This window comes from Luteibacter sp. 9133, assembly GCF_000800155.1.
Taxonomy (GTDB): Bacteria; Pseudomonadota; Gammaproteobacteria; order Xanthomonadales; family Rhodanobacteraceae; genus Luteibacter; species Luteibacter mycovicinus.
Genome location: NZ_JUHO01000001.1, coordinates 3031265 through 3050349 on the forward strand (window position 1 = coordinate 3031265; position 19085 = coordinate 3050349).

A 19085-nucleotide genomic window follows, 5' to 3' on the forward strand; every position below is an offset into this window, starting at 1 on the left:
GGACTCAGTTGTTCGACACGCCGTGCGGCACATGCCCCGTCGCTACGTGCCGACGCGCCGACTCCACATTGGCCGGGGAATCGTCGAAAAAGATATCGGCGCCAAAGGCATCGAGGAACGGCCCCTTGTCACGCCCACCGAGGAACAACGCCTCGTCGATACGCACACCCCAGCGGCGAAGCGTAAGAATCACGCGCTTATGCGCCGGTGCGGAACGCGCCGTCACCAGCGCCGTACGAATCGGCGAGGTCTCCGCGGGGAACGCCGCCTGCAGGCGATGCAGCGCGGCCAGGAAACCACGGAACGGGCCGCCCGACAGTGGCTCGGCCCAAAGCTCCGACTCACTGCGATGAAACGCATCCAGGCCCTGCTCTTTCGAGACACGCTCACCTTCATCGCCGAAGATCACGGCGTCACCATCGAAGGCAATGCGAAGCTGTTCGCTGGAGCGCTGCGGCGCCGTCGACGGGAGGATCGTCGCGGCGGCGACGCCCGCCCGCAACGCGCGGCCCACATCTTCCGCATTGGCTGAGAGGAACAGATCGGCCCGGAACGGGGCGATGTAATCGGACGTCGGCGCTCCGCTGGTGAACGCCGCCCGCGAGATACCCAGCTTGTAATGCTGTATCGCGTTGAAGATCCGCAGACCCGTGTCGCCGGAGTTGCGCGACAGGAGGATCACCTCGACCGGCGGGACGTCGCCGGACAATGCGTTCAGGCCCAGCAGTTTCTGCACCAGCGGAAAGGCGACGCCGGGCTTCAGCAGGTCGTTTTCGTGCTCGATCTGGAAGGCACGGTAGGCATCGAGGCCGTCGCGCTCGAACAGGTCGTGGCTGTCTTCCATGTCGAAGAGCGCGCGCGAGGAGATGGCGACGACGAGGCGGTTGTCGCTGACTGAGGCGTCGTTGTGGGCGTTCTGGCTTTCTTCGGGGGCGTTCATGGGATGGAGGTTGGGGCTAAAGACCATCGCGCGCAAGGCGCGCTCCTACAGGTTCGCCTCCGGTTAGGGGGCGAACTGCTCGTCGAGGATGCGTTGCTGGAGATTGTGCTCCGGATCGAACAGGAGGCGGACCGCGTTCCGGCGCGACTGCTTGATCTCGACCGAGCGGACGTCGCGCACTTCGTGGAAATCCGCGGTGGCGCTGATCGGCCGCTTGTTCGGATCCTTGGTGTGCAACGTGACGCGGGTGGCGTGGGGCAGGATCGCGCCGCGCCAGCGCCGCGGACGGAACGGGCTGATCGGCGTCATGGCCAGCACGTTGGCGTCCAGGGGGAGGATGGGACCATGGGCGGACAGGTTATACGCGGTGGAGCCGGCCGGGGTGCAAACCAGGACGCCATCGCAGACGAGCTCGTCGAGTTTCATCTCGCCGTTGAGGCTGACCGTCAGATGAGCCGCCTGGTTGCTCTGGCGCAGCAGGGCGACTTCGTTGAAGGCCAGCGCGCGATGCTCGACGCCATCGCAGCAGACGCTGTGCATCTCCAGCGGATGCAAAACGGCTGGGTGGGCCCGCTCGATACGCTCGGGCAGGTGGTCGAGGTCGTGCTGGTTCATCAGGAAACCCAGGCGACCCAGCTTCATGCCGTAGAACGGCAGGCCGAGGGTGCGGTGGGCGTGGAGGGTGCGAAGCATGAAGCCGTCGCCCCCGAGCGACACGACGATCTCGGCGTCTTCGGGTTCGACGCCCTTGTAGCGTTTGACGAGCGCCGCACGGGCGCGCTGGGCCACTTCGGTTTCGCTGGCGACAAAGGCTAGGCGCATGAGGTGTGGGCTTCCGGATCCAGTCCGGAGCTTAGTCCTTAAATGGCGGGGTCGGATAGGCTGAAGTTGCCGCAGGTTCCTGTGGGGTTTCCCGCTGCCGCGGGATCGCCAGCAGGCGGGCTCCCACCGGACCGGGGTTGTCCCCCGGCGATGTGGCTCCCACCAGGAAGGCGATGCCTCGCCCCGATGGGAGCCCGCCTTTTTACACCGGAATCTGCGCCAGCTGCGCCAGACGACGAACCGCAACGGAGGCGATCGGGTAGTCCGCATTCTGGGTCAGGATCTCGGCCAGCATCGCGCGGGTGTACTTCAGCGTGGCATCGTCCCGCTCCAGCCAGGCCTTGACCGGGCTGATGTCCGTGCGGTCGCCGGCGACCGAAAGCACCTGCAGGGCGAGGGCACGATGCTGGGCGTTGAGCTCGTCCAGCAGCGAACCACGCGCCTGCGCGTGCCAGGCACCTTCTACCGGCAGGGCCTCGATCTGCCCACGCAGCCAGTCGAGGTCCAGTGCCTCGGCCAGCTCGTAGAACACACGGGCGACCGTCGCCATGTCCTTGCCGCTCTGCTTCGACACTTCGACCATGTCCAGCGCCGCACGCAGCACCGGTACGCGGGCAAGACGAACCGCCAGCTCACCGGGGACGCCGAGGCCTTCCCACTTCTCCTGGCTCGCGCCGAAGTCGCCACGGCCGGTATCGGTCAGGGCATCGGGCAGCGCCTTGCGCAAGACGGTCACTTCGCTGGCGAAACGATCGACGTTGGCGGCGATGTCGAGTGTGCCGCCCGGACGGTTGAGCAGCCAGCGGGTCAGGTGACGCAGCAACGACCAGATCTGCAGGATCGCGTCGATCTGGGTGTCTTCCGCGACCTTGCCGTCGAGCTTCTCAATCTCGGCCCACAGTTCGCGCGCATCGAGGATCTCGCGTGCGGCGGTGTACGCCTTGGCGATCGACGCCGGGCCGTGGCCCGTGTCCTCCTGCATGCGCATCATGAACGTCGCGCCCATGCGGTTGATCGTCGAGTTGGTCACCGCGGTGGCGATGATCTCGCGCTTCAGGCGATGGCGCTGCATGTGCTCGGCGTACTTCTCGTGCAGCGGCACGGGGAAGTAGCGGACCAGTTCGCGCGACAGATACGGATCTTCCGGCACGTCCGAATCCAGCAGCTGCTGGAACAGCCGGATCTTGTCGTACGACAGCAGCACGGACAGTTCCGGGCGGGTCAGGCCCTGACCGCGCAGCTTGCGCTCCGCCAGTTCGGCGGCCGTCGGCAGCGATTCCACCGCACGGTCGAGCATGCCTTCGGCTTCGAGCGTGCTGATGAAGTGAGCCATCGAACCGAGACGACGCACCGACTGGTGCTCCATCACGGTGATGGCCTGGTTCTGACGATAGTTATCCCACAGCACGAGGCGGCCGACTTCATCGGTCATCTCGGCCAGCTGCTTGTTGCGGCCCTCGAAGGTCAGCTCGCCGCGCTGGACGGCGTCGTTGAGCAGGATCTTGATGTTGACCTCGTGATCCGAGGTATCCACGCCGGCGGAGTTGTCGATGAAATCGGTATTGAGGAGCACCCCGGCCTGGCCGGCTTCGATGCGACCCTTCTGCGTCATACCAAGGTTGCCGCCCTCGCCCACCACCTTGCAGCGCAGCTCGTTGCCGTTCACGCGCAGCGCGTTGTTGGCGCGGTCACCGACGTCCGCGTGCGTCTCGCTGGTCGCCTTGACGTACGTGCCGATACCGCCGTTCCAGAGCAGATCCACCGGCGCCTTAAGGATCGCCGAGAGGAGGTCGGTCGGCGCCATGTGCGTGGCGTCGCTGCGAATACCCAGCACGGCCTTGATTTCCGGCGACACCGGGATCGACTTCGCCGTACGCGGCCAGATGCCGCCACCGGCCGAGATCAGCGACTTGTCATAGTCCTCCCACGATGAGCGCGGCAGCGCGAACATGCGCGCACGCTCGACGAAGGACGTCGCCGAGTCCGGGTTGGGGTCGAGGAAGATATGGCGATGGTCGAAGGCGGCCAGCAGGCGGATCTTTTCCGAGAGCAGCATACCGTTGCCGAACACGTCGCCCGACATGTCGCCCACGCCGACCACCGTGAAATCTTCGGTCTGGCAGTCACGACCCAGCGCACGGAAGTGGCGCTTGACCGACTCCCACGCACCCTTCGCCGTGATGCCCATGCCTTTGTGGTCATAGCCGTTGGAGCCGCCCGAGGCGAAGGCGTCATCGAGCCAGAAGCCGTGTTCGGTCGAGATCGCGTTGGCGATATCGGAGAACGTGGCCGTGCCCTTGTCCGCGGCGACGACCAGATACGGATCGTCGTTGTCGTGGCGGATCACGTCATGCGGCGGTACCACCGCACCCTCGACGAGGTTGTCGGTGATGTCGAGCAGGCCGTTGATGAACATGCGATAGCACGCGATGCCCTCGGCGAGCTGCGCATCGCGATCGCCACCGACGGGCGGACGCTTCACGAAGAAGCCACCCTTGGAACCCACCGGCACGATGACCGTGTTCTTCACCATCTGGGCTTTCACCAGACCGAGGACTTCGGTACGGAAATCCTCGCGACGGTCGGACCAGCGCAGGCCACCACGTGCCACCGCACCGAAGCGCAGATGGATACCCTCGACACGCGGCGCGTAGACGAAGATCTCGCGGAACGGCACCGGCTTGGGCAGATCGGGCACCTGGTGCGAATCGAACTTGAAGCTGATGTACGGGCGGAACACGCCATCCCAGGCCTGGAAAAAGCTGGTACGCAGCGTGGCGTGCACCAGCGCGATGTAACTGCGCAGGATGCGGTCTTCGTCGAGGCTGGACACGTTGTCGAGCAGCGCGTTGATCGCTTCTTCGACCGCCGCCACCTGCTCGTCGCGCGGACGCGACAGCGATGCGATGAGGTTGCCGATGAGACCTGGCTGGGCCGACAGGATCTCCGCGCCGATCAGCGTGTGCATCTCGTGCGACAACATGCTCTCGGCCCACGCGCGCTCCGTGGCGTCGAGGCTTTCGCGGCGTGGGTCGAAGCGTGCGTTGAACAGCTCGACGATCAGGCCCGCGATGGCTGGATAGCGATTGAGTGCGTCTTCCATGTACGCCTGCGAGAACGCGACACCCGCCTGCTGGAGGTACTTGGTGTAGCTGCGCAGCACCGCGACCTGACGCCAGCCGAGCTTCGCGCCCAGGACGAGACGGTTGAAGCCGTCGTTCTCCGCGTTGCCGCGCCAGATCTGTTCGAAGGCGTCTTCGAACAAGGTGCCGACCTGCTCGACCTCGAAGGCGAGACGACCCACCGGCTGCACTTCGAAATCCTGGATGTAGAGGCGGCTGTCGCCGGCCTTCACTTCATACATGTGCTCGGTGAGCACGCGCAGGCCGAGGTTTTCCAGCTGCGGGAGGACCTCCGACAGCGCGATATCCGAACCCGAGCGATACACCTTGAAACGGAGTTCTTCCGGACGGTGCGACGGATGGTAGAACGACATGCTGATGGCATCGGGGCCGTCGAGGCCGGCCAGGGCGCGCACGTCGGCGGCGGCGACCTGCGGCGACACCTCGTCCACGTACCCGGCCGGCAGCAGCTTGCCGTAACGGTTGGCCAGGATGATCCCTTCCTGCTCGCCCACCGTCGCGATCAGACGATCGCGCAGGTCGTCGTACCAGTTGCGCGCGATCGACGCGATCTGCGACTCGATGCTCACGGCGTCGTAAACCGGGTGGTCGCCGATGCGCGGACGAACCACCACGTGCAGGCGAACCAGCGCGGCTTCACCCATGAGTACGGCGGAATCCACGTGTTCGCCGTGGAACGCGTCGCGCAGGACGTTCTCGACACGTTCGCGAACCGTCGTGTTGAACCGGTCGCGCGGGATGAACACCAGGCACGAGAAGAACCGGCCGTAGCTGTCGCGGCGGATGAAGAGGCGCGTGCGCGTGCGCTGTGCCAGCTCGAGCAGCCCGGTGGCCAACGCGTAGAGCTCGTCCGTGCTGCACTGGAAAAGCTCCTCGCGCGGCAGGGTATCGAGGATGTGCCGCAGCGCCTTGCCCGAATGCGAATCGCGCTTCAGGCCCGAACGGTTCATCACCGCTTCGCACTTGTCGCGCACCAGGGGCACATGCTGCGGGTGGGCCATGTACGCGTTGGACGAGAACAGACCGAGGAAACGCTGCTCGGCGACCGGGCGCCCCTTGTCGTCGAACTTGAGGACGCCGATGTAATCCATGTAGCCCGCGCGATGAATCGGCGAACGGGCATTGGTCTTGGTCAGGATGATGGCGTCGGTGGAACCCGAGCGCGGCAGTTCGCTGGCCACCAGAGTGCGCAGCGATCGCGGCGCCAGCGAGCGCTCCGCGGCACGAAGAATGCCCAGGCCCGAGCCCTCGACGGTCTTGAGCACCTCGTCGCCCTGCCCCGGCGCCACTTCGTACTCGCGGTAGCCCATGAAGGTGAAATGGTCGTCGGCGACCCAGCGCAGGAAGTCGCTGGCCTCGCGGACCTCCTCGGCGGTGTACGGCAGGGAGCGCCTGCCAAGATCGTCGGCGATCTCGTTCATCTTGCCGCGCATGGCACGCCAGTCGTCGACGGCCTCGCGCACGTCGTGGAGCGCGGTCTCTACGTTGGCCCTGAGGTTCTCCAGTTCGGTGTCGTCGATGCGGTCGATTTCGAAACGCATGAGCGACTCGGTCTTCTCACCGGCGCCGATCGACTCCAGCACGCCGGCGGCGGACCGGACGACCGGCACGACCGGGTGGATGATCGCGTGCACGTCGGCGTGCGCGGCGGCCACCATCGAGACGGTGTCGACCAGAAAGGGCATGTCGTCGGTGACGACCTCGACCACGGCGCGGGTGCCGGACAGGCCCGGGTTGTAGACGCGGACCTTCGCTTTGCCCGGCGTGCGCTCACGCGCGAAGGTCAGCAGGTCGGCGATCAGGGCGGCCCAGCGGTCGGGGGCGTGCAGCGCGTGATCGGCCGGCGCGATGCGCTCGAAGAAGGCCTGGATAAAAAAGCGCGCCTCGTTGAGGCGCTCCGCGGGGTAGTCGATCTTTTTCAGTTCATCGAAGACGAGGGCTTCGAACTGGCCGCTTTCGGCGGTGCGAATCGCATTCATGGGCGGATATCGATGTGGGGACGGGAAAGAAATCCGTGAAAGCATAGCTCCCACACGTGGCATGTAGCCACACCGTCAGACATAACGGATAAGGTGCTTTTTCACTGCGCCGCGACATTATCCGTGCACTGTTTCGGGAAACGGACAGCATGGCTTCGGACTCGGGCCAAGCTGCAACGCAACAATTCGCGTGCGAATGGCGCTATTGCCCGTTGACGCTGGTCCGAGGGAGATTCTAAACCGGACGGTATAGTCCAGCAGGTAAAGTTAATGTCGCACCTGGAGTCACGCCCCGCTTCGGATCACCAGCAGCGGGTGCTTCAGGCGGCGTGCGCCCTTTTCCTGCGCGACGGTTACCGCGTCAGCATGGTGGCGGTGGCACGCGAGGCGGGCGTGTCCAAGCAGACCGTGTACGCGCATTTCGAGAACAAGGACACCCTGTTTCACGCCGCCGTCCAACAACTCGCCCACCCTTTGCACGCGAGCCTCGCACCCGAGAGCCGCGGTCTGGCCGACACGCTGTATGCGTTGGCAAAGGCGCACCATACCTACGTGATGGATCACGAGCACGTCGCGCTGGGCCGGATGCTGATCGCGGAAGCACCGCGCTTCCCGGCCGCTGCGAAGACGTTCTTCCGCACGGCGATCGGCACGGTCGCGGTGCGTTTGTCGCGTTGCATGGCTGAAGCGATGGATGCGGGAGAGATGCGCCGGGACGACCCGGAGGTGGCCGCCGAGCTGTTCCTGGCCATGTTGCATGGGCTCGAGGGGGATCGTCGCCTCTTCGGCATGCGGGCGAGGAGCCAGAAGGCACAGGACGACTGGGCGAGACATGCGGTAACCGTATTTATGCACGCGTACGACATCCCCACGGATGGCCGGCCGCGAAAGATTAAGAAACCTGGAATAGGAACGGAGTTTTCATGAATCCCCTGCCTCTGCGCACGTCCCTGATGGCCCTCGGCCTCACCGCGGCGCTTGCCGCCTGCCACAAGCAGGAGGCGCCCCAGCAGCCGCCTCCGCCCGAAGTCGGCGTCATCACCGTCCAGCCTCAGGACGTTCCCCTCGTCCAGGATCAGGTCGGTCGCGTCTCGTCCTTCCGCACCGCCGATGTGCGCGCTCGCGTGCCGGGCATCCTGCTGAAGCGTCTGTATGACGAGGGCACGGACGTGAAGGCCGGCCAGAAGCTGTTTCAGATCGATCCGCAGCCGCTGACCGCCGAACTCAACGCCCAGCTTGCCGCCCTGGCTTCCGCCAAGGCCGCCGCGGCCAACTACAAGGCCACGGCCGACCGTTCGCGCGGGCTGATCGGCAAGAACTACATCTCCCGCCAGGATCTGGATACGGCCGAAGCCAACGAGCGCACCGGTAACGCCTCGGTCAAGCAGGCCGAAGCCAACGTCCAGTCGGCCCGGATCAACCTCGGCTTCACCGATGTGGTCTCCCCGATCGACGGTCGTGCCGGCCGCCAGCAGGTCACGGAAGGCGCACTCGTCGGCCAGAGCGATACCACGCTGCTGACCCAGGTCGACGAAATCGACAAGGTCTACGTGAATTTCAACATGTCCGTCAGCGACCTGGACACCATGCGCGGGGCCGCCGCCAAGGGCAATGTCACGCTCAGCGACACCAGCCAGTCCACGGTCCGCATCCAGCTCCCGGACGGTTCCGATTTCGGCGAGCAGGGCGCGATGGACTTCTCGTCCGCCACCGTGAACCCGCAGACCGGCACCGTCGACCTGCGCGCTCTGGTCAACAACACCGGCACGCGCCTGCTCCCGGGCCAGTTCGTGACGGTCAAGGCCAACCTCGGCAGCCTGCACAACGTCTACCTGGTGCCTCAGGCCGGCGTGTTGCGCGACGCCAATTCGGCCTATGTGATGGTCGTCGACAAGGCCACGGTGAAGGACGCGAACGGCAAGGAGCAGACCATCGACTCCGCCGCCGTCCGTCGCCCGGTCCAGACCGATCGCATCTCGGGCAGCAACTGGGTCGTCACCGGCGGACTGAAGCCGGGTGACAGGATCATCGTTCAGGGCGTGCCGAAGGCGAAGGAAAACTCGCCCGTGAAGGCCAGCCCCGCCCAGCAAGCTGCTGCACCGGCTCAGGCAGGCGCCCCCGCCGCGCCGGCCGGCCAGCAGTAAGGGAGTTTCGTCATGCCGAGTTTCTTCATCGACCGCCCCATTTTCGCATGGGTGCTGGCGATCCTGATCAGCCTTTGCGGCACGATCTCCCTGTTGAACATGGGTATCGAGTCGTATCCGAACATCGCACCGCCGCAGGTCACCGTCACGGCGACCTACCCGGGTGCGAGCGCGGATACGACCGAAAAAACCGTGACGCAGGTGATCGAGCAGCAGCTGACGGGTATCGACCACCTGATCTACTTCAGCTCGCAGTCCAGCTCGTCGGGCACCGCCACGGTCACGCTGACCTTCGACACCGGTACCGACCCTGACATCGCGCAGGTCCAGGTGCAGAACAAGGTGTCGCTGGCGACGCCGCGCCTCCCGTCGGAAGTGACACAGCAGGGTGTCGTGGTGGCCAAGGCCAACCCCGACTTCCTGATGTTCATCGCCCTGACCTCGACCAACAAGGCCATCGACAGCCATCGCCTGATGGATATCGTGTCCTCGCAGGTGCTCGACCAGGTCGCTCGTATTCCCGGCGTGGGCAGCACCCGCCAGCTGGGTGCCGAGTACGGCATGCGCGTCTGGCTCAACCCCGACAAGCTCCGCGGCTACGGCATGTCGGCCACCGACCTGCAGTCGGCACTGGCCGCGCAGAACGTGCAGTTCGCGGCGGGTTCGCTCGGTACCGATCCGGCGACCGACGGTCAGGGCTTCAGTGCCACCGTCTCGGCGGAAGGCCGTTTCACCTCGGCCGAAGAGTTCTCCAACGTCATCCTCCGTGCGAACAACGACGGTACCGTCGTCCGCCTGAAGGACGTGGCGCGCGTGGAGCTCGGACCGCAGACCTACGGATTCGCCACCGACTACAACGGCATCCCCACCGGCGCCTTCGGTGTGCAGCTGCTGCCCGGCGCCAACGCGCTGGACGTCGCCAAGGCGGTTCGCGCGAAGATGGACGACCTGTCCAAGAGCTTCCCGGACGGCGTGACGTGGTTCGCCCCGTACGAGTCCACCAAGTTCGTGGTGATCTCGATCGAGGAAGTCGTGCATACCCTGGTCGAGGCGATCATCCTCGTCTTCCTGGTGATGCTGATCTTCCTGCAGAACTTCCGCGCGACGATCATCCCCACCCTGGTCATCCCGGTCGCCCTGCTCGGTACGTTCATCGGCCTCTCGCCGCTGGGCTTCACGATCAACCAGCTGACCCTGTTCGGCATGGTGCTGGCCATCGGCATCGTGGTCGACGACGCGATCGTCGTGATCGAGAACGTCGAGCGCATCATGACGGAGGAGCACCTGCCTCCGAAGGAAGCCACGCGCAAGGCGATGGGCCAGATCACCGGCGCCATCGTGGCGATCACCGTGGTGCTGGCGGCGGTGTTCATTCCGTCCGCGCTGCAGCCCGGCGCTTCCGGCATCATCTACAAGCAGTTCGCACTGACCATCGCGGTCTCGATGGGCTTCTCGGCGTTCCTCGCCGTCACCTTCACGCCGGCCCTCTGCGCCACCCTGCTCAAGCATGAGCCGGACAAGCGCAAGAACGTCGTCTACCGCAAGTTCAACCAGGTCTTCGACTGGACCACGCATACGTACTCGGGTCACATCGACTCCGCCGTACGCCATGGTCCGCGCTGGATGATCGTGTTCGTGCTGATCGCGGCGCTGGCCGGCTTCCTGTTCACCAGGCTGCCGTCGAGCTTCGTCCCCGACGAAGACCAGGGTTATGCGCTGGCGATCGTGCAGCTCCCGCCGGGCTCGAGTCTTGCCCGTACGCAGAAGGTGCAGGAGCAGATCCGCAACATCATGCTGAAGAACCCGGAAGTCGAGGGTGTCTTCCAGATTTCCGGCTTCAGCTTCGTGGGTCAGGGTGAAAACGTCGGCATGGTCTTCATTCGCATGAAGGACTGGGCCGATCGCGACATCACCGTGCCGGAGTTCCTCGGCAAGGCGAACGGCCAGATGCAGGCGGTGAGCGATGCCACGATCTTCGTGGTCAACCTGCCCACCATCCGCGGTCTGTCGCAGTTCGGCGGCGTCGACATGTTCCTGCAGGCCCGTGCCGGTCAGGATCGTGCCGAGCTGACCCAGGCGCGTAACCAGCTGCTCGGTGCCGCGGCGCAGGACAAATCCCTGGTGGGTGTCCGTCCGAACACGCTGGAAGACGCTCCGCTGCTGCAGCTCAACGTGGACCGTACGCAGGCTCAGACGATGGGTCTGTCGGTCAGCGACATCTACACGGCCATCCAGCTCACGCTGGCGCCGGTCTATGTCAACGACTTCCAGTACGGCGGCCGCGTGAAGCGCGTGATGATGCAGGCCGACGCCCCCTACCGCATGGGTACGGACGCGTTCGCACACATCTACACCCCGAGCACGCTGACCTCCTCCACCAGCAGCACGTCCTCGACGACGAGCACGGTCGCCAGCGCATCGACGGCCACCGACAGCAGGATGATCCCGCTGTCCACCGTGGTTCATTCGAAGTGGACGATGGCCGCACCGACGCTGACCCGCTACAACGGGTACTCGGCCGTGGAAATCGTAGGTAACAACGCGCCGGGCTCGTCGACGGGTCAGGCCATGGCGACCATGGAGAAAATCGTCAACGACAAGCTCGGCAAGGGCATCGGTTACGACTGGAGCGGCCAGTCCTACCAGGAAATCCTGGCGGGTAATTCGGCCACCGCGCTGATGGTGCTGTCCATCGTCATCGTGTTCCTCTGCCTTGCCGCCCTGTACGAAAGCTGGTCCATTCCGGTGGCCGTGCTGCTGGTGGTGCCGCTTGGCCTTCTGGGTGTGGTGGTATTCTCGATGTTGCGCGGCCTGCCGAACGACATCTTCTTCAAGATCGGCATGATCACCGTGATCGGCCTGGCCGCGAAGAACGCCATCCTGATCGTCGAGTTCGCGGTCGAACAGCAGCAGGCCGGCAAGACGCTTCGCGACGCGGTGGTGGAAGCCTCCCGCCTGCGACTGCGCCCCATCCTGATGACCTCGCTGGCCTTCATCCTCGGCGTGTTGCCGCTGGCCATTTCCACCGGTGCGGGCGCCAACTCCCGCCACGCCATCGGTACCGGCGTGATCGGCGGCATGCTGTTCGCCACCATCCTCGGCCTGCTGCTGATCCCGGTGTTCTACACCTCGGTTCGCCGCATGCTGGGTGACAAGCTGGATGAGGTGTCCCACAAGATGCCGCACGTCGGTCATGACGACGACCACGATCCGCACGGCGGTGGCAACGGTGGTGGCGACGGCCCGAACGGCCCGACCAACCTCCATCCGCATGCTCCGAACGTCGGCGATGTCCGGGCCTTCGATTCGGATCCGCGACGCGGCACCGATCGACCTTAAGGTCGGAAGGCAAGTACGAAAGAAAAAGCCCGGCGAAAGCCGGGCTTTTTTTCGTCGCCGCAGCGGCCTCAACAAAAAGGCCCCGGCATAACCGGGGCCCGTTCGTGTCCGCTCGAGTCGATGATTGCTCAGCGCAACCCCGTCTCCGAGCGCGCAATCACCAGCCGCTGAATCTCACTCGTACCCTCGTAGATTTCCGTGATCTTGGCATCGCGGAAATAACGCTCCAGCGGCATTTCTTTCGAGTAGCCCATGCCACCGTGGATCTGCACGGCCTGGTGCGTGATCCACATCGCCGCCTCCGACGCCACCAGCTTGGCCATAGAAGCCTCGGTACCGAAACGGCCGCCGTTCTTATCGGTCTGGGCCTTGGTCCACGCGGCACGCAGGGTCAGCAGCAGCGCCGCATCCAGCTTGCACTTCATGTCGGCGATCTTGGCCTGAGTCATCTGGAACGTGCCGATCGGGTGACCGAACGCCTTGCGGTCCCGCGACCACTGAAGCGTGGCTTCGTAGGCGGCACGCGCGATGCCCACCGCCTGCGACGCGATACCGATACGACCGGCATCCAGCACGCCCATGGCGATACCGAAACCCTTGCCCTCTTCACCGAGAATGTCTTCCTGCGGACAGATGTAGTCGTGGAACTCGATCTCGCAGGTGGCCGAGGCGCGGATGCCGAGCTTCGGCTCCGTCTTGCCGGCGAGAAAACCCGTCCGCTTCGTGTCGATGATGAAGGCCGACACGCCACGCGCACCCATGCCGGGCGTCGTCACCGCGAACAGCACGATGTAGCGAGCGACCGGACCGGAGGTGATCCAGCTCTTCTTGCCGTTGATGACCCAGTCGCCGTCGGCATTCTTCACCGCGCGCGTGTGCATGTTGGACGCGTCGGAGCCGGACTGCGGTTCGGTCAGGGCATAGGCGCCAATGGCCTCGCCGGAGGCGATGGCGCGCACGTACTTCTGCTTCTGGTCTTCCGTGCCGTTCTTGAGGATGCCGTTGCAGAACAGCGAATTGTTCACCGACATGATCGTCGAGGTGGCGGCATCGGCCGCGGCGATCTCCACCATGGCCAGCACGTAGGACACGGGATCCATGCCTGCGCCGCCGTATTCCTCGGGCACTTCGATGCCCATCAGGCCCAGCTGACCCATTTCCTGGATGTTTTCCAGGGGAAACTCACCCTTCGCGTCGAACTCGGCGGCGACCGGGGCGATGCGCTTCTGGGCGAAGTCGCGGGCAATGGACTGAATCGACAGCTGGTCGTCGGTAAAGCGGAAATCCATGGATATTCCTCGCGCCGGCCGGAAGGACGGCAAGTCTTGGGGTGGGGACTAGCCGGTCATTCTAACGGTCGTTCGAGAGCTTGCCGCTCTGCACTGCAACATGCGGCCTTGACGCTGGCCGGGGCGGGCCTCATCCTTACGCATCTTTCTATCGCGATATAAGGATGCAGGATGGACCTGTCGACGGCCTCCACGGTGCTCCGACTCCTGGCCGACCCGACCCGCGTCCGCCTGCTCGCCCTTCTGGACCGCGAGGAACTGACCGTCGCCGAGCTGGCGGCCGTGCTGCATCTGGCCCAGCCGCGCGTGTCGACCCATCTGGCCAAGCTCAAGGAGGCCGAGCTGGTGCGCGATCGCCGGGCCGGCGTGTCGGCCTATTATCGGGCCAACGCCGAGGCGGATCCTACGCTCGCCGCCCTGGTGGCCTCCCTGCGTGACACGCTCAGCGACGCCCTGCTCAAGGAGGATGCCGAACGGCTTCCCGCGGTTCTCGCCCAACGGGCCCGGGCCGAGGGCTGGGCGGATACCGTCGCCGGCGACATGGAGCGTCATTATTCGCCGGGTCGCACCTGGGAAACGCTGGCGCGCTCGCTGTTGCAGTTGCTGGCGACCGGCGATGTCCTGGATATCGCCTCCGGCGATGGCGTTACGGCGGAACTGCTCGCACCGCATGCCCACTCGATCGTCTGCATCGACAGTTCGGAACGCGTCGTCGACGCGGCGCGGCAGCGGCTGAGCACCTTCCGCAATGTCGACGTACGTACGGGCGACATGCACGCGCTGGACCTCGAGGACGGCCGTTTCGACCTTGTCCTGCTGCTGCACGCCCTCACGTATTCGGAGCGTCCCGAAGCCGTGTTCAGCGAGGTGGCGCGGGTGCTGAAGCCCGGAGGTCGCGTGCTGGCGTCCACCCTTGGCGAACACGACCACCGCGCGGTGGTCGAGCCGTTCGATCATCGCAACCTCGGCTTCACCTGCGATGCCCTGACCGCCCTGGCGCGGAACGCCGGTCTGGACGTGGTCAGCTGCGAGCGCCTGAGCCGCGAGCGCCGTTCACCCCATTTCGAAGTCATCAGTCTGCTTGCCCGCAAGCCCGGAGGCACCCCATGAGCACCCTGCCCTGGCTCCATCCCGATCGTGTCGCCCTGATCCAGAAGGGACTCGCCGAACGCATCATGATCCTCGACGGCGGCATGGGCACCATGTTGCAGGGCCACCGGCTCGACGAGGCCGGCTATCGCGGCGATCGCTTCGCCGGCGGCCTCGACAGCACGCACACGCACGAGCACGACCACCCGGGCGAATGCGATCTGAAGGGCAACAACGACCTGCTCCTGCTGACGCAGCCGGACATCATCCGCGGCGTACACACCGCGTATCTCGAAGCGGGAGCGGACTTCGTCGAGACCAACACGTTCAACGCCACGCGCGTGAGTCAGGCCGACTATCATCTCGAACACCTCGTGCCCGAACTGAACCGCGAGGGCGCGCGGATCGCCCGCGAAGCATGCGACGCGATGACCGCGATCACGCCGGACCGTCCGCGCTTCGTCATCGGCGTACTCGGGCCGACCAGCCGTACCGCGTCGATCTCTCCCGACGTGAACGACCCGGGCTTTCGCAACATCGACTTCGAGTCGCTCAAGGCCAACTACGTGGAAGCCGCGCGCGCGCTCATCGAAGGCGGCGCCGATACGATCATGGTCGAGACGATCTTCGACACGCTCAACGCGAAAGCCGCGCTGTTCGCCCTGAGCGAATTGTTCGACACGCTCGGCGCGCGCGTCCCCGTCATGATCTCGGGCACCATCACCGACCGCTCCGGCCGCACGCTGTCGGGACAGACGGCGGAGGCGTTCTTCTACTCGGTCGAACACATCCAGCCGCTGTCCGTCGGCCTGAACTGCGCACTCGGCGCGGAAGATCTGCGCCCGCATGTGCAGATGCTCTCGCGCATTGCCGGCAGCGCCATCAGCACCCACCCGAACGCGGGCCTGCCCAATGCCTTCGGCGAGTACGACGAAAGCCCCGAGAGCATGGCCGAGACGATCCGCGGGTTCGCCGAGGAAGGCCTGATCAACATCGTCGGTGGCTGTTGTGGCACCACGCCGGCGCATATCGCCGCCATCGCAGCCGCTGTCGCGCCGTATCCGCCGCGTCAGCCCAGGGACACCGCGCAAGCCGCATGAGCATTCGATACACCCGCCTTTCCGGCCTCGAACCGCTGGTCCTCACGCCGGACCTGAACTTCATCAACGTCGGTGAACGTACCAACGTCACCGGTTCGGCGCAGTTTCGCAAGCTGATCAAGGAGGGCCGCTACGAAGAAGCGGTGGATGTCGCGCGCCAGCAGGTCGAAAACGGTGCGCAGATCATCGACATCAACATGGACGAAGGCCTGATCGATTCCGAAGCCGCGATGACGCGCTTCGTGAACCTGATCTCTTCCGAGCCGGACATCGCACGCGTACCGATCATGGTCGACTCCTCCAAGTGGAGCGTCATCGAGGCCGGCCTGCGCTGCATGCAGGGCAAGGGCATCGTCAATTCCATCTCGATGAAGGAAGGTGTCGACGCGTTTCTCGAGCATGCGCGCAAGGTGCGCCAGTACGGCGCCGCCGTGGTGGTCATGGCTTTCGACGAAGTCGGCCAGGCCGATACGAAGGAGCGCAAGATCGAGATCTGCTCGCGCGCCTACGAGTTGCTGGTGAACGAGGTGAACTTCCCGCCGGAAGACATCATTTTCGATCCCAATATCTTCGCCGTGGCGACCGGCATCGAGGAACACAACAACTACGCGGTGGACTTCATCGAGGCCACGCGCGAACTGAAAAAACGGTTTCCCGCGTCGCATATTTCCGGCGGCGTCTCCAATGTCTCGTTCTCGTTCCGCGGCAACAACCCGGTCCGTGAAGCCATCCACTCCGTGTTCCTGTATCACGCGATCGCCGCGGGCATGGACATGGGTATCGTCAACGCCGGCGGCCTGTCGATCTACGACGACCTGCCGGAAGAGTTGCGTGAGCGCGTCGAGGACGTCGTACTCAATCGCCGCGCCGATGCCACGGAGCGCCTGCTCGAGGTTGCCGACAAGTACAAGGGCGGCAAGGGGGAAGTCGCCGTGGAGACGGCAGCCTGGCGCGAAAAGCCCGTCATCGAACGCCTGACCCATGCCCTCGTGCATGGCATCGACCAGTACGTCGTGGAGGACACCGAAGAGGCGCGGCAGCTGTCGGCACGTCCGCTCGACGTCATCGAAGGTCCCCTGATGACCGGCATGAACGTCGTCGGCGACCTGTTCGGTGCGGGCAAGATGTTCCTGCCCCAGGTCGTGAAGTCGGCCCGTGTCATGAAGCGCGCGGTGGCTCACCTCATCCCGTACATCGAAGAAGAAAAGAAGATCTCGGGGAACGCGACGAAGAACAACGGCAAGATCGTGCTGGCGACGGTCAAGGGCGATGTCCACGACATCGGCAAGAACATCGTCGGCGTGGTGCTCCAGTGCAACAACTTCGAGGTCATCGACCTTGGCGTGATGGTGCCGACGCAGAAAATTCTCGACGTCGCGCGTGCCGAGAATGCCGACATCATCGGCCTCTCAGGACTGATTACGCCGTCGCTTGAAGAGATGAGCCAGGTCGCGCGCGAGATGCAGCGCCAGGATTTTCATGTGCCGCTGATGATCGGCGGTGCCACGACCTCGCGCGCCCACACGGCGTTGCGTATCGAGCCGCACTACAAATCGCCCACCGTGTGGGTGAAAGACGCCTCGCGCGCCGTCGGCGTCGCGCAGTCGCTGGTCAGCAAGGACCTCGTCGACGATTTCATGGCCAAGGTGCGCTCCGAATACGCCGAGGTGCGTGAGCGCCACAGGGGCCGTGGGACGGGTAAGCAGCTGGTACCCCTGACCAAGGCACGCGCGCAACGCTTTCAGGGCGACTGGGAGGCGTACACGCCACCGACGCCGCGTGCGCCCGGTATCACCGTCTTCGACGACTACGACCTGGCCGAGTTGCGTCGCTACATCGACTGGTCGCCGTTCTTCAACGCATGGGAACTCGCCGGCAAGTTCCCCGCCATCCTCACCGACGAGATCGTCGGCACCCAGGCGACGGAGCTCTACGAAGACGCGCAGGCGATGCTCGATAGGCTCATCGCTGAGAAATGGCTCACCGCCAAGGGCGTCATCGGTTTCTGGCCGGCGGCGCAGAGCGGCGACAGCATCGAGGTTTACGCCGATCCCGGCGTGGGCAAGCGCAAGCCGGTAGCGATGCTGCACCACCTGCGCCAGCAGGTCGACAAGCCGGTGGAGCGTCCCGACTTCTGTCTGGCCGACTTCGTCGCACCGAAGGACAGCGGCGTACAGGACTGGGTCGGCGGCTTCGCCGTCACGGCCGGCATCGGCATCGATGAGCACGTGGCGCGCTTCGAGGCCAGTCACGACGACTATTCGTCGATCCTGCTCAAGGCGCTGGCCGACCGGCTGGCGGAAGCCTTCGCCGAACGCCTGCATGAACGCGTCCGCAAGGAGTTCTGGGGCTACGAGCCCGAGGAGTCGCTGGACAACGACTCCCTGATCGCCGAAGCCTACCGGGGCATCCGCCCTGCCCCCGGCTATCCCGCGTGCCCCGAGCACAGCGAGAAGCGCACCCTGTTCGACCTGCTGGACGCGACGACGCACACCACCGTGCAGCTCACCGACAGCTTTGCGATGTATCCCACCGCGGCGGTATCGGGCTGGTACTTCTCGCATCCGGCCAGCCAGTACTTCGTGGTGGGCCGCCTGACCCGCGAGCAGGTCGACGACTATGCGAAGCGCAAGGGCTGGGACCGGACCGAAGCGGAGCGCTGGCTGGCCCCGTACCTGGACTACGACCCCGACTGAAAGGGCGGCGCGACCGCCGCCGCGTCAGTTGTCCTCGGCGCCGCCGGGCTTGACCCGTTCCTTCGTATCGCGGTTCCTGAGATGCGCGAAGACGTTGTAGAACGAGACGAGCATGGGGAACGCGGTCTGGATGATACCGACGGAGTCGTTTTTGCCCCAGATGAAGTACGCCAGGGTAAGGATGCTGCCGCTGACCGACAGGTACCAGAAGGACATGGGCACGGTGACCTGCTTGTTCTTCCTGGTGGCGTAAAACTGGACGAACCACCGGGCCGTGAACAGGATCGTGCCCAGAAGGCCGATGATCTTCCAGGGCGTCAGGGTCAGCAGGTGCAGATCGGCGAGGGCTTCGTGCATGGCGGGATCCAGGGGCGGCAACCGGCGCATTGTACCGGCGGGAAGCACATAGAAAGCCAAAAAAAACCCGGCGCGAGGCCGGGTTTTTCAGTATCCGATGGTGGGCGGTACAAGGATCGAACTTGTGACACCTGCCGTGTGAAGGCAGTGCTCTACCGCTGAGCTAACCGCCCATCGAGCGCGGCAT

11 protein-coding genes and 1 tRNA gene are annotated in these 19085 nt (G+C 65.0%); 6 read left to right on the plus strand and 6 right to left on the minus strand.

Translation table 11 applies throughout. The features are described from left to right. Window positions 1–4: 4 nt before the first annotated feature. From FA87_RS13180 to FA87_RS13190, 3 genes are all read right to left on the minus strand, one after another. Window positions 5–940, minus strand: a complete 936-nt coding sequence (locus FA87_RS13180; RefSeq protein WP_036117261.1) for a 5'-nucleotidase — start codon at window positions 938–940, stop codon at window positions 5–7. A 63-nt stretch (window positions 941–1003) separates the two neighbouring features. Continuing rightward, window positions 1004–1762, minus strand: coding sequence for an NAD kinase (locus FA87_RS13185; RefSeq protein WP_036111490.1), 759 nt, complete (start codon window positions 1760–1762; stop codon window positions 1004–1006). 202 nt (window positions 1763–1964) lie between these two features. After that, the gene (locus FA87_RS13190; protein WP_043695138.1) at window positions 1965–6884 is read right to left on the minus strand and encodes an NAD-glutamate dehydrogenase domain-containing protein; all 4920 of its coding nucleotides are present in this window, start codon (window positions 6882–6884) and stop codon (window positions 1965–1967) included. Between the two features lie 270 nt (window positions 6885–7154). On the opposite strand from FA87_RS13190, the gene FA87_RS13195 reads away from it, so the two are divergent. From FA87_RS13195 to FA87_RS13205, 3 genes are read left to right on the plus strand one after another with little or no spacing between them, the layout of a single operon-like run. Continuing rightward, window positions 7155–7811 carry a TetR/AcrR family transcriptional regulator gene (locus FA87_RS13195; RefSeq protein WP_043695141.1) on the plus strand — a complete coding sequence of 219 codons (657 nt, stop codon included), beginning with the start codon at window positions 7155–7157 and terminating at the stop codon, window positions 7809–7811. Beyond that, complete coding sequence (locus FA87_RS13200) at window positions 7808–9028, plus strand: efflux RND transporter periplasmic adaptor subunit (RefSeq protein WP_036111486.1); 1221 nt, start codon at window positions 7808–7810, stop codon at window positions 9026–9028. The genes FA87_RS13195 and FA87_RS13200 overlap by 4 nt, the downstream gene beginning before the upstream one ends. Before the next feature lie 12 nt (window positions 9029–9040). After that, entirely contained in the window at window positions 9041–12367 is a 3327-nt protein-coding gene (locus tag FA87_RS13205; protein WP_081996591.1) for a multidrug efflux RND transporter permease subunit, read from the plus strand. Window positions 12368–12495: 128 nt separating this feature from the next. On the opposite strand, the gene FA87_RS13210 is transcribed toward FA87_RS13205, so the two are convergent. Continuing rightward, complete coding sequence (locus tag FA87_RS13210) at window positions 12496–13656, minus strand: acyl-CoA dehydrogenase family protein (protein WP_043695144.1); 1161 nt, start codon at window positions 13654–13656, stop codon at window positions 12496–12498. Between the two features lie 171 nt (window positions 13657–13827). Between FA87_RS13210 and FA87_RS13215 the strand changes: the two genes are divergently transcribed. From FA87_RS13215 to metH, 3 genes are read left to right on the plus strand one after another with little or no spacing between them, the layout of a single operon-like run. Then, window positions 13828–14766: a metalloregulator ArsR/SmtB family transcription factor gene (locus FA87_RS13215; protein WP_036111480.1), complete on the plus strand. Its 939-nt coding sequence runs from the start codon at window positions 13828–13830 to the stop codon at window positions 14764–14766. Then, entirely contained in the window at window positions 14763–15845 is a 1083-nt protein-coding gene (locus FA87_RS13220) for a homocysteine S-methyltransferase family protein (protein ID WP_043695147.1), read from the plus strand. The genes FA87_RS13215 and FA87_RS13220 overlap by 4 nt, the downstream gene beginning before the upstream one ends. Next, the gene (metH, locus tag FA87_RS13225; RefSeq protein WP_043695150.1) at window positions 15842–18541 is read left to right on the plus strand and encodes a methionine synthase; all 2700 of its coding nucleotides are present in this window, start codon (window positions 15842–15844) and stop codon (window positions 18539–18541) included. The genes FA87_RS13220 and metH overlap by 4 nt, the downstream gene beginning before the upstream one ends. Before the next feature lie 24 nt (window positions 18542–18565). Here the strand turns inward: metH and FA87_RS13230 are convergent, their stop codons facing one another. Together FA87_RS13230 and FA87_RS13235 are read right to left on the minus strand one after the other, a co-directional pair. Beyond that, window positions 18566–18898, minus strand: a complete 333-nt coding sequence (locus FA87_RS13230; RefSeq protein WP_036111467.1) for a lipid-A-disaccharide synthase N-terminal domain-containing protein — start codon at window positions 18896–18898, stop codon at window positions 18566–18568. 98 nt (window positions 18899–18996) lie between these two features. Continuing rightward, window positions 18997–19071 (minus strand) — tRNA-Val (locus tag FA87_RS13235). Window positions 19072–19085 lie beyond the last annotated feature (14 nt).

Bases quoted from the DNA above. Each gene is read 5' to 3' on its own strand.
- FA87_RS13190 (WP_043695138.1), bottom strand. From the start codon at position 6,884: ATGAATGCGATTCGCACCGCCGAAAGCGGCCAGTTCGAAGCCCTCGTC.
- FA87_RS13180 (WP_036117261.1), bottom strand. From the start codon at position 940: ATGAACGCCCCCGAAGAAAGCCAGAACGCCCACAACGACGCCTCAGTC.
- FA87_RS13210 (WP_043695144.1), bottom strand. From the start codon at position 13,656: ATGGATTTCCGCTTTACCGACGACCAGCTGTCGATTCAGTCCATTGCC.
- metH (WP_043695150.1), top strand. From the start codon at position 15,842: ATGAGCATTCGATACACCCGCCTTTCCGGCCTCGAACCGCTGGTCCTC.
- FA87_RS13220 (WP_043695147.1), top strand. From the start codon at position 14,763: ATGAGCACCCTGCCCTGGCTCCATCCCGATCGTGTCGCCCTGATCCAG.
- FA87_RS13185 (WP_036111490.1), bottom strand. From the start codon at position 1,762: ATGCGCCTAGCCTTTGTCGCCAGCGAAACCGAAGTGGCCCAGCGCGCC.
- FA87_RS13205 (WP_081996591.1), top strand. From the start codon at position 9,041: ATGCCGAGTTTCTTCATCGACCGCCCCATTTTCGCATGGGTGCTGGCG.
- FA87_RS13230 (WP_036111467.1), bottom strand. From the start codon at position 18,898: ATGCACGAAGCCCTCGCCGATCTGCACCTGCTGACCCTGACGCCCTGG.
- FA87_RS13200 (WP_036111486.1), top strand. From the start codon at position 7,808: ATGAATCCCCTGCCTCTGCGCACGTCCCTGATGGCCCTCGGCCTCACC.
- FA87_RS13215 (WP_036111480.1), top strand. From the start codon at position 13,828: ATGGACCTGTCGACGGCCTCCACGGTGCTCCGACTCCTGGCCGACCCG.
- FA87_RS13195 (WP_043695141.1), top strand. From the start codon at position 7,155: ATGTCGCACCTGGAGTCACGCCCCGCTTCGGATCACCAGCAGCGGGTG.